Here is a 2,085-nt window from a genome sequence, read left to right on the forward strand (position 1 = left end):
CAGGTCGATGCGCCCCCCGGCGAAGGACCGAATGCCAAGCCCGACGCCACCGGCTGGACTCACCGCAGCGAGGCGGGCGGCGACGCCTTCGCCTCGGGTGCGATGACGCTGACGGTGAACGCGCAGCCCTGGCCCAAGGCACCGACGCAGATGCAGCGCTATTTCGCCTCGGCGCTGCCGCCGGTGTCGATCCGCGTCGGCGATGCGCGCGGCACGACCGTGGCGGAGATGACCGGTTGGGAGATGTCGCCGCACACCGTCAACGGCGAGAAGACGTACCGGGTCGGCGCCAGCTTCGCCGTCCAGCCGGGCGAACATTATTACGGCCTGGGCCAGAACCAGGAGGGGCAGCTCGACCTGAAGGGCCGCACCATCGACTGCCGCCACAATTACGATGCCCCGGCCGGCGAGACGGTCTGCGTCCCCTTCATGGTCACCAACAAGGGCTATGGCATCGTCTGGGACAATGCGTCCGTCACGACCGTCTCCCCCGGTCTCGGCAACGCCACCCATTGGCAGTCCGAGGTCGGCGAGCGGGTGTCCTTCTTCGTCATCACCGGCGCGACGGCCGACGACCTTTATGCCGGCTATGCGCGGCTGACCGGGCGCACCCCGCTGCCGCCCAAGGCCGCCTTCGGCCTCATCCAGAGCAAGGCGCGCTACGAGAGCCAGAAGGACCTGCTCGACATCGCGCAGGGCTATCGCAGCCGCAACCTACCGCTCGACGTGATGGTGCTCGACTGGTTCTACTGGACGCGGATGGGCCAGCTCGACATCGACCGGACCTACTTCCCCGATCCCAAGGGGATGAACGACCAGTTGCGCGCGATGGGGATGCGCTCGATCATCAGCGTCTGGCCCCGGTTCGAAAAGGAATCGCGCTACTTCAACCTGCTCGACAGCAAGGGCTGGCTGCTCAAGGATGCGGACGGCCGGACGGTCGATGGCCTGCCGGTCCGCAACGACCGCGCCGGCGCGCTGATCGACAGCACCAATCCGGACGCCCGCGCCTGGTTCTGGGACCGGATCCGCGACAATATCGCGAGCCAGGGCTTCGACTGGTTCTGGCTGGACGAGACCGAGCCCGATCTGGTGCCGGACGGCAAATTCTATGCGATCGGCTCGGGCGACCGCTATCACAACCTCTTCCCGCTGGTGCATACCGACGGCGTGGCGGAGGGCTCGGCGCGCGATCGGCCGACCTTGCGCAACCTGATCCTGTCGCGCGCCGCCTATCTGGGCGTGCAGCGCAACGGTGCGCTGTTCTGGTCGTCGGACATCAAGTCCAATTGGGAGGCCTATCGCCACCAGGTGCCCGCCGGCCTGGGCTTCACCGCCACCGGCATGGCCTATTGGGGCAGCGACATCGGCGGCTGGCAATGGCCCAGCGGCCCTAAGGCGGAGAAGCCGGTGCTGCTCGATCCCGCGGGCGCGACCGCGATGGCGCCGACCTATACCGACTATCCGGAGCTCTTCACCCGCTGGTTCGCCTATAGCGTGTTCACGCCGACGCTGCGTATCCATGGCCAGCGGCCGGGCACCGCCTTGTGGGACTATGGCACGGCGGCGGAGCCGGTGCTCGCCGGCTTCCTGAAGCTGCGCTACGCGCTGATGCCCTATCTCTATGCGCTCGGCCGCCACACCTATGAGAGCGGCGCACCGTTCATGCGGGCGCTGTTCATGGACTTTCCGAACGATCCCAACGTCGCGACGATGGGCGACGAATATATGTTCGGCCCCGCCTTTCTGGTCGCGCCGGTGACCGAACAGGGCCAGACCAGCCGCCCGGTCTATCTGCCGGCCGGCGCCGATTGGTATGATTACTGGACCAACGAGACGCATCGCGGCGGCCAGACCATCACCGTCGCCGCACCGATCGATCGCATCCCGCTGTTCGTGCGCGCCGGGTCGATCGTGCCGATGGGCGTACCCGTGCAGAGCACCGCGACGCGCCAGCCGCTGGCGAGCATCCGCGTCTATCCGGGAGCCGATGCCCGCTTCACGCTCTACGACGACGACGGCGTCAGCAACGCCTATCGGGACGGGAAAAACGGCAGCAGCGCGACGCTGCGCTGGGACGACCGC

Annotated in this window: 1 protein-coding gene; it reads left to right on the forward strand. The window is 67.6% G+C overall.

Features of this window, described 5'->3' with window-relative positions:
- On the forward strand, positions 1 to 2,085 hold a 2,085-nt coding region (locus tag BRX43_RS19935; protein WP_164523704.1), incomplete at both ends, for a glycoside hydrolase family 31 protein.

This window comes from Sphingomonas sp. S-NIH.Pt15_0812, from assembly GCF_003951315.1.
Lineage (GTDB): Bacteria > Pseudomonadota > Alphaproteobacteria > Sphingomonadales > Sphingomonadaceae > Sphingomonas.